The following is an 8,743-nucleotide window of genomic DNA, read 5'->3' on the forward strand; positions in this document are numbered from 1 at the left end:
GCAAGGACTTTGCCGCTTTGTGTTACAGCGTTAACAACCAGTGAGTGTTCACCTCTATTAATGCCTGTTAATTGGAATATATTCGATACTTGAGCAGGGGCTGTGATAACTCCATCGACTAATAATGTCATTAGCACGCCACGAGGTAGTTGAGGGCTGACGCTCACTGACACGGTAAATGCGCCGTTATTGTCACGCACAGTAGCTTCTTCTTGTGGAGAGGTTATCGAAATCGTGTAATTAATTGATGCTTCTGTTGTTGGAGTAACATTGATTTTTGTTGGGGTGTTAATCGTCATGTTATTTTGGGTGTTTTCATTTAATTCAACAGCTTCGGCATTATTTTTTTGTTCATCCGAGTAATGAACTTTGCCATTTTCATCTACCCAACGGTATACGGCAGCAACACTTTGGGCGCTCAATAATAGCAAACTAATAAGTATGATAAGGCGCATGATGCACTCCATAAAACGACAGTTTTAATAGAGTAGACGTTTTTATAAAAAAAATCAGCTTAAACTGATTTAGTTAAGCTGAATTGAAGCGGCACTGTAAGTCGCTATTGTTTATTAAGGTGCAAGAAAACTATATGTATTGGCAGCAGTATTCTGAAATTTGATCTGTTCGAATACTAAAGCTCACATTTGGTGCAAGTTCAAACTGGCTTGCTTCAGCATATGCAACCCACTCTGTTTTACCCGGTAATAACACGTCAAACTTGCCGGAAATAACCTGCATTATTTCACCTTGAGCCGTTGAGAACTCATATTCACCAGGCAATACAACGCCAAAAGTTTGTTTACTACCATCAGCTAATACTACGCTTCTGCTTATCACTTTACCGTTAAAATACACATTGGCTTTTTTAGCGACGCTTACCTGTTGTAACATACTCATATATTCTCCTTAAAAATGATCTTGGCATGAATCTATCTGCGTTTACGTAAAATATCTAGTTAAATGTTTTCATGTTGTATCATTAGAGTCGCTTCGCTGCTAAGGCGTGACTTCGTCACTGCTAGAGTCGCTTCGCTGCTAAGGCGTGACTTCGTCACTGCTAGAGTCGCTTCGCTGCTAAGGCGTGACTTCGTCACTGCTAGAGTCGCTTCGCTGCTAAGGCGTGACTTCGCCACTGCTAGAGTCGCTTCGCTGCTAGGGCGTGACTTCGCCACTGTTAGAGTCGCTTCGCTGCTAGGGCGTGACTTCGCCACTGCTAGAGTCGCTTCGCTGCTAAGGCGTGACTTCGTCACTGCTAGGACATGACTTCGTCATTGCTAGAGTCGCTTCGCTGCTAAGCTGTTGACTTTATAGCCTCTAGCCGCGCAGCGTACTAGGCCTTTCGCTTTTAGCCTGTATAGACAAGGCAACAAAAAGCCCAGATGCATGCATCTGGGCTTTTTAGGTCTCAATGAGTGGCAAATGTAATCTGCCACTCATTGATGGTAATTAACCGCGGTTATTACGCTTACGTTCGTTTTCAGTTAAGAATCTCTTACGAACACGGATGTTCTTAGGAGTTACTTCAACTAATTCATCATCATCGATGAATTCAAGAGCTTGCTCAAGCGTTAAGTTAATTGGTGTAGTCAATACTTGTGCTTCATCAGTACCAGATGCGCGCATGTTAGTTAGCTGTTTACCTTTCAAACAGTTTACTGTCAAATCGTTAGAGCGAGCATGAATACCCACTACTTGACCTTCATACACTTCAGCAGCGTGACCAATAAACATACGACCACGGTCTTGCAAAGCAAATAGAGCGAATGTTAGTGCTTTACCTGTTGCGTTTGAAATCAATACGCCGTTAGCACGTTGACCAATATCGCCACCTTTGTGTGGACCGTAGTGATCAAATGAATGATAAATTAGACCAGTACCAGATGTAGCAGTTAAGAATTCGGTTTGGAAACCAATTAAGCCACGGCTTGGGATAACGAAGTCGATACGTACACGACCTTTACCATCAAGCTGCATGTCTTTCATTTCGCCTTTTCGAACACCTAATTTTTCAATTACGGTACCTTGATGTTCTTCTTCAACGTCAACTGTTACAGTTTCGTATGGTTCATGTAGCTCACCATCGATTGTTTTTAGAATAACTTCTGGACGAGATACAGCTAATTCATAACCTTCACGACGCATGTTTTCAATTAAAATCGATAAGTGTAATTCACCACGACCTGATACGCGGAAACGGTCTGGACTTTCTGTTTCTTCAACGCGAAGTGCTACGTTGTGAACTAATTCAGTCTGTAAACGTTCAAGAATGTTACGTGAAGTAACGTACTTACCTTCTTTACCCGCGAACGGAGAAGTGTTTACTTGGAATGTCATCGTTAGCGTTGGTTCATCAACAGTTAACGGTGGCATTGCTTCTACTGCATTCACTGCACAGATAGTGTCAGAGATTTTAAGCTCGCCTAAACCTGTAATAGCAACGATATCACCAGCATTTGCAATTGGCACTTCTGTACGGTCAAGACCCATGTAACCTAATACTTGGCCCATTTTTCCGTTACGAGTCTTACCGTCAGCGCCAATAATAGTCACTTGTTGGTTAGTTTTAACGCTACCACGGGTAATACGGCCAATACCGATAACACCCACGTATGAGTTATAATCGATTTGAGAGATTTGCATTTGGAATGGCGCTTCAGCATCAGCGTCTGGGAAAGCAACTTTCTCAACGATAGTTTGGAATAGCGGCGTCATATCATCGCTCGCTACATCTGGATCTAACGTTGCAAAACCATTTAATGCCGAAGCGTAAACGATTGGGAAATCTAGTTGTTCGTCAGTGGCACCTAAGTTAACGAATAAATCGAATACTTGGTCAATAACCCAATCTGGACGAGCACTTGGACGGTCAATTTTGTTGATAACAACAATTGGCTTAAGGCCTTGAGCGAATGCTTTCTTGGTTACAAAGCGAGTTTGTGGCATTGGGCCATCAACTGCATCAACCAATAGTAATACTGAGTCAACCATAGATAGAACGCGTTCAACTTCACCACCGAAATCGGCGTGGCCAGGAGTATCTACGATATTAATACGGTAGTCGTTCCACTGGATGGCAGTGTTCTTTGCCAGAATGGTGATCCCACGTTCTTTTTCAAGATCGTTAGAATCCATAACCCGCTCAGTAGCTTCTCCACGAGATGCAAGGGTTCCTGACTGCGCCAACATTTTGTCAACCAGGGTTGTTTTGCCATGGTCAACGTGGGCAATAATGGCGATGTTACGTAAATTCTCTAGCACGGATAAACCTCTAAACCAGCAAATAAAAAAAAAGGATCTAACAGTAGTTATAGATTATAGCCACTGTAAAAAAGCGTGCCATTCTACTTCACAGCAGCTTTTGTAGATAGGATTATTTTTGAACACTTGTAAATCTATTGCTTGCTATGCGTTAAAAAACAGCATAAAACGTATATATATTAAGCATAACCATGATGTAAGACAAAAATGTGACATTGGCTAAAACAGCAACATTAACATGACGCACCATTATGGACTTTTGCACCATGATGAAACATAGTGATGCACGAGGTTGGTGCAAGGTTATGATTTAGAAGATTTGGAAACTTTCTCATCTTCATAAAATCAATTAGTTAGCGATCTGGCATGAATATCGCTTTATTGCTGATAATTATGAAAAGATTCGTTTTCCAGGTGCATCATCTGGCGAATAGCAAGATTATTTAAGGGACAACCCTTTACCCTACCGGAGGCTTGAGAATGTCAGTTGAATCAGTTTTAAAACAACTTGTAGAGTTAGAAGTTAAGTTTGTAGACTTACGCTTTACCGACACTAAAGGTAAAGAGCAGCATGTTTCTATTCCTTCTCATCAAGTAGATGAAGATTTCTTTGAAGACGGCAAAATGTTTGACGGTTCTTCAATTGTGGGTTGGAAAGGCATTAATGAATCTGACATGGTGCTAATGCCAGATCCAACCACTTTCGTGTTAGACCCTTTCACTGAAGAAACAACAGCACTTATTCGTTGTGACATTTTAGAGCCTGGTACTATGACAGGTTATGACCGTGACCCACGTTCTATTGCTAAGAAAGCTGAAGCTTACCTAATTTCTACTGGTATTGCTGACACAGTATTGATTGGTCCAGAGCCAGAGTTCTTCTTATTTGACGATGTCCGTTTTGGTACTGACATGTCAGGTTGTTTCGTGAAGATTGACGCAAAAGAAGCATCATGGAACTCAGCTAAGAGCTATGAAGAAGGTAACACTGGTCACCGTCCAATGGTGAAAGGTGGTTATTTCCCCGTTGCACCAGTTGATTCTTCACAAGATTTACGTTCGGCAATGTGTTTAGTACTTGAAGAAATGGGTCAAGTAGTTGAAGCGCATCACCACGAAGTAGCAACAGCGGGTCAAAACGAAATCGCAACACGTTTCAATACGTTGACTAAGAAAGCTGATGAAATTCAAATTCTAAAATACGTTGTTCATAACATGGCACATGCTTATGGTAAAACAGCGACATTTATGCCAAAACCAATCGTTGGTGACAACGGTAGCGGCATGCACGTGCATCAGTCTTTAGCTAAAGACGGCGTTAACTTATTCGCAGGTGACAAGTATGCAGGTTTAAGTGACCTAGCGCTTTACTACATTGGCGGCATTATTAAGCATGCCCGTGCATTGAATGCGTTCACTAACCCAAGCACAAACTCTTACAAGCGTTTAGTGCCACATTTTGAAGCGCCAGTAATGCTTGCATATTCTGCACGTAACCGCAGTGCTTCAATTCGTATTCCAGTGGTACCAAGCCCTAAAGGCCGTCGTATCGAAGCGCGTTTCCCTGATCCACATGCAAATCCATATTTAGGTTTTGCTGCATTACTAATGGCTGGTCTTGATGGTATTCAAAACAAGATCCACCCAGGTGAAGCAATGGATAAAGATCTATATGACTTACCAGCTGAAGAGGCTGCTGAAATTCCACAGGTTGCGACGTCATTAGAAAACGCACTTGAAAATTTACAGGCTGACCATGAGTTCTTAACTAAAGGCGGCGTATTCAGCGAAGACTTTATTCAGTCTTATATCCAACTTAAAACGGCAGAAGCAGAACGTGTTGCACGTACTACTCACCCACTTGAGTTTGAAATGTATTACAGCTTGTAATTCTTGAGCGCAATTGCTTAAACAAGCAAGCCAATAGAAAAACCCGATAAGTGATTATCGGGTTTTTTGTTTGTGGATCAATGAACACAAAGATATGTAAATTTGACTAAGCTGTAGTTGATAGCAAAATAGGTATCATTTAGAAGGCTAAAATATTATTTGCTTAGTTTAGGCTCAAGAAATGATTGAAACTCATTCGTAATCACAATCCTTTTATATGATCATATCGATAGTAGTACTGTAATGGCTACCGCAAGCAGTATTCTTGAACTGATCAAACAACCTTTTCAAATAGGCACATATTCTTTAACCATTAGTGCATGTATTGGTGCAGCCATTTATAAAGGTGTTGATAGCGATACAGATAGCTTAATCCATCGTGCAGATGTTGCGATGTATCAGGCTAAATATGCCGGAAAATCTCAGGTGATACTGGCTGATTAACATTTTAAAATAGAGAATAATGTTATTTTTTATTTGGCTGCAGGATATCTAAATTGATACATACAAGCTCATTTAATCATGGTCGTTTGTCGTGGCGTAAGCAGCAAGGTTTTAGCTTAATAGAACTTGTGGTAGTGATTATTATTTTAGGCATCCTTGCTGTTGTGGTTGCTCCAAAATTTATCGGTTTAAAAAGTAATGCTTACGCGAGTAGTATGCAGGGCGTTGCAGCAGCAATTAATAGCGGTAAAATCTTGGTTTATTCTGCTTGCGTGATAAGTGCAGGTTGCGATGAAACAGCCCCTGGGACCAGTAATGGTTTGGGCAATAGTATTATGGTACAAGGCCAATCAGTAACGTTAGCTTACGGATATCCGCGTCATACTTCAGCCGGTATCGTTAGAATGATTAACATTGCCGACAACAGTGGCGGTGGTGAATTTAACATCACAACCTATGATGTTAATAATCGAAGCGGATTACGTATTCGTCCAAATGCAGATTATGCTGCCAATAAATGCGAAATTAGATATTCGCAACCACAAGCCGCAGGAGAGTCACCGTTAGTTGTTGTCGATATTGACGAGTGTTAAGTGTTGTTATTCTCCGCTAGCATCACCTCAAGTTACCCTCTTTAGATAAATGCCATGTTAACTTTATGGCCTTTATTGTTTTGCGGCGCCCATTTGCTTGAAATATTTGTGATTAACGTAAATTTGTAGAGGAATTCACTCAGGAATATGATATTTATACCGTTAATCACTCACTAAAAAGCGATTTGTTTAATGGATAAAAAAGACCTCAAGCTATTAGAAATTTTACAACGTCAGGGCCGGATGGCTGTTTCTGAATTAGCCGATAAGGTTAATATGTCGGATACTCCTTGTTTACGACGAGTTAAAAAGCTTGAACAAGATAAAGTAATTTTAGGCTATGCTGCACAAGTTGATCCCTTTAAAGTGGGCTTAAATGTTGTGGTTTATACATCGATACGTTTAACGGAACATACTGATCAATCGACCGCGTTATTTGAATCAACCATGGCACAATTACCTCAAGTGATGGAATGCGCTGTGGTAACCGGAGCTTATGACTACATGCTCAAAATCGTCGCCAAAGACTTGGTTTCTTATGAACAATTTATCAAGAAATCGCTTGGCAACCTTAAGTTTGTCGCCAGCATTGAAACCACTGTGCTCTTGAAGCCAATCTTTAGCCGTACGGCTTTACCTGTGGACCAGTCGCCGATCGACTAAGCATAAATACACAGAATAGGCACATATAAATACCCAAAAGCAGCACCTAGGCCGTCATAGACTATGACAGCATAGGTTACCGCTAAGGGCGTTAGTTGACATGGGGAGGTAAGGTTTAACCTTGTTCCATTGAGGCTATAAACTTGTTCGATTCGGCAATCGATTTGTTCATTTCTTTAATCAAGCTAGAGATATCTGTCTGTAAATTGGCAAACTCACCTTTAATGGCACCAATAGCCTGCGCATTTAGGTTATGTTTTAAATACAGCATATTATCTTTCATTGCGGTTAAAATGGGTGGCATTTTAGCTTCTGCCCGGCGCATACTTCTGACTAGCGTTTTATATGAACGTTTGGTTTCATTGAGCTTGCTGGTGCTGTTACGGCGTAAACTGGCTTTGCTTATTTCTTCGATTTCAGTTTGCCATTCATCAAATAAAGCATCCGCGACATCTTCGACTTTTTCGATGCGATGACTAACTTCATCAGCAGCAGATTGAGCAGACTCATATTCATCTTTAGCTTTGTTATAAGCATCTTCTAAATCGCCACCATCAAATGCTAAAAGCGCCTGCATTTCTTCCAATGCAGAGCTAAATTGCTCTTGAGCTTCTTCTTGCGACTCTTTTGCTTCTTGCACTCTATCGACCATAATGTCGCGTTTGTGATAGCCGACTTTTTCCATTGCACCGTAATAGGCGCTTTGACAACCGCTCAACAGTAAACTGCTACTTAATAGTGCCAGTGATATCCATTTTTTCATCAATGTGTCTCTTTTATTGTGTGAGGTGAAAGGTACCTCGTTGAAGTTAACTACCTTGTGAGTTAACTACCTGATTTAAATTTTGCTGCATCGATGATGCTCCATAAATGGAATAAACCACCGATAATGGCTGGGATGACCAACACAAAAAAGAAATAACAAACGGCAGTAATGCAGAAGAATAACAAAGCCGCTAATATACGCCCTTGCAAAAGCTGGCCTAAGCCTGGGAAAAATAAGCTCGCGACAGCTGCGAGTACATTACCCGCCGAACCTTGTTGTGACATCAATTTGCTCCATTATTCGATGACTATTATGTTATAACATTGTACGAAGTTAGTGACTGAATACAAATGTTATCTCCACTAACGTGGTATGAAATAAGGATTATTATGCCAAAAAAGTTTGATTACAGCCCTATTGCGGCTTTTTTTAGTGGGATTTGGCAGTTTCTACTCCATCTCAAACAGCGGCTTGCTGAAGACCAAATCAATATACGAGCGGGTCATTTGGCCTATGTGACTTTGTTGTCACTGGTGCCTATGTTGGCTGTCACCATGTCGATGTTATCGGCCTTTCCGGTGTTTAAAGGTATTCGCGGCAATATCGAAGGCTTTATTTATAATAATTTTATACCTGCGGCGGGTGATACGGTACAAGTGCATATTAACGAATTTGTCGCTAATGCATCTAAAGGCACTTTTGTCGGTATTATCGCCTTAGTGTTTGTTGCCATTATGCTGATTTCAGCTATCGACAAAGCATTGAATAACATTTGGCGGATTACCGAAAAACGCTCATACGTGGTGTCATTTTCGATGTACTGGATGGTGTTGACTCTGGGACCTGTTCTCATAGGTGCAAGCTTAGTAGCAACGTCCTATGTTGTGTCATTAGAGGTTGTGGCAGGTACTGAATTATCTGGACTAGTCCCGTGGATTGTTGAACGTTTGCCGTTGATATTTTCTGCAGCATCGATATTACTGTTGTATATGGTAGTACCAAATAAGAAAGTGCATTTCTTGCATGCTTTATTAGGCGCAATTGTTGCTGCGGTATTATTTGAAGCAGGTAAAAAAGGTTTTGCGTTTTATGTCACTCAGTTTCCGAGTTATGAAGCCATTTATGGCGC

11 protein-coding genes are annotated in these 8,743 nt (G+C 41.0%); 5 read left to right on the plus strand and 6 right to left on the minus strand.

Features of this window, described 5'->3' with window-relative positions:
- The 4 genes from CXF78_RS03535 to typA form a co-directional block, all read right to left on the minus strand.
- On the minus strand, positions 1–455 hold a 455-nt coding region (locus CXF78_RS03535), incomplete at its 3' end, for a DUF4124 domain-containing protein (RefSeq protein WP_102035990.1).
- A gap of 130 nt (positions 456–585) precedes the next feature.
- Complete coding sequence (locus CXF78_RS03540; RefSeq protein WP_011635813.1) at positions 586–897, minus strand: pyrimidine/purine nucleoside phosphorylase; 312 nt, start codon at positions 895–897, stop codon at positions 586–588.
- 59 nt (positions 898–956) lie between these two features.
- Positions 957–1,250 (minus strand): hypothetical protein, encoded by a 294-nt coding sequence (locus tag CXF78_RS21215; RefSeq protein WP_145991368.1) that lies wholly within the window; start codon positions 1,248–1,250, stop codon positions 957–959.
- Positions 1,251–1,446: 196 nt separating this feature from the next.
- A complete protein-coding gene (gene typA, locus CXF78_RS03545; protein WP_011635814.1) occupies positions 1,447–3,258 on the minus strand; it encodes a translational GTPase TypA in 1,812 nt (603 codons plus the stop codon).
- A 480-nt stretch (positions 3,259–3,738) separates the two neighbouring features.
- Between typA and glnA the strand changes: the two genes are divergently transcribed.
- The 4 genes from glnA to CXF78_RS03565 all read left to right on the plus strand — a co-directional run bounded on the left by glnA (position 3,739) and on the right by CXF78_RS03565 (position 6,848).
- Positions 3,739–5,148, plus strand: a complete 1,410-nt coding sequence (glnA, locus tag CXF78_RS03550; RefSeq protein ID WP_011635815.1) for a glutamate--ammonia ligase — start codon at positions 3,739–3,741, stop codon at positions 5,146–5,148.
- A 207-nt stretch (positions 5,149–5,355) separates the two neighbouring features.
- A complete protein-coding gene (locus CXF78_RS03555) occupies positions 5,356–5,592 on the plus strand; it encodes a diguanylate cyclase domain-containing protein (protein ID WP_257984825.1) in 237 nt (78 codons plus the stop codon).
- Positions 5,593–5,645: 53 nt separating this feature from the next.
- Positions 5,646–6,185: a type II secretion system protein gene (locus CXF78_RS21995; RefSeq protein WP_011635817.1), complete on the plus strand. Its 540-nt coding sequence runs from the start codon at positions 5,646–5,648 to the stop codon at positions 6,183–6,185.
- Positions 6,186–6,377: 192 nt separating this feature from the next.
- The gene (locus CXF78_RS03565; RefSeq protein WP_102035992.1) at positions 6,378–6,848 is read left to right on the plus strand and encodes an Lrp/AsnC family transcriptional regulator; all 471 of its coding nucleotides are present in this window, start codon (positions 6,378–6,380) and stop codon (positions 6,846–6,848) included.
- A 115-nt stretch (positions 6,849–6,963) separates the two neighbouring features.
- On the opposite strand, the gene CXF78_RS03570 is transcribed toward CXF78_RS03565, so the two are convergent.
- Both CXF78_RS03570 and CXF78_RS03575 read right to left on the minus strand, forming a co-directional pair.
- Positions 6,964–7,611 (minus strand): DUF2959 domain-containing protein, encoded by a 648-nt coding sequence (locus CXF78_RS03570; RefSeq protein WP_011635819.1) that lies wholly within the window; start codon positions 7,609–7,611, stop codon positions 6,964–6,966.
- Positions 7,612–7,673: 62 nt separating this feature from the next.
- Complete coding sequence (locus CXF78_RS03575) at positions 7,674–7,898, minus strand: hypothetical protein (RefSeq protein WP_011635820.1); 225 nt, start codon at positions 7,896–7,898, stop codon at positions 7,674–7,676.
- Positions 7,899–8,003: 105 nt separating this feature from the next.
- Between CXF78_RS03575 and CXF78_RS03580 the strand changes: the two genes are divergently transcribed.
- Positions 8,004–8,743, plus strand: a 740-nt coding sequence (locus CXF78_RS03580; protein WP_102035993.1) for a virulence factor BrkB family protein, incomplete at its 3' end; no start/stop codon positions are given.

The sequence above is a fragment of the Shewanella sp. 11B5 genome (assembly GCF_002836795.1).
Lineage (GTDB): Bacteria > Pseudomonadota > Gammaproteobacteria > Enterobacterales > Shewanellaceae > Shewanella > Shewanella frigidimarina.

What these genes read in the sequence shown, in the direction of transcription:
- CXF78_RS03540 (WP_011635813.1), bottom strand. Translation starts at nt 897, where the DNA reads ATGAGTATGTTACAACAGGTAAGCGTCGCTAAAAAAGCCAATGTGTAT.
- glnA (WP_011635815.1), top strand. Translation starts at nt 3,739, where the DNA reads ATGTCAGTTGAATCAGTTTTAAAACAACTTGTAGAGTTAGAAGTTAAG.
- CXF78_RS03565 (WP_102035992.1), top strand. Translation starts at nt 6,378, where the DNA reads ATGGATAAAAAAGACCTCAAGCTATTAGAAATTTTACAACGTCAGGGC.
- CXF78_RS03570 (WP_011635819.1), bottom strand. Translation starts at nt 7,611, where the DNA reads ATGAAAAAATGGATATCACTGGCACTATTAAGTAGCAGTTTACTGTTG.
- CXF78_RS03575 (WP_011635820.1), bottom strand. Translation starts at nt 7,898, where the DNA reads ATGTCACAACAAGGTTCGGCGGGTAATGTACTCGCAGCTGTCGCGAGC.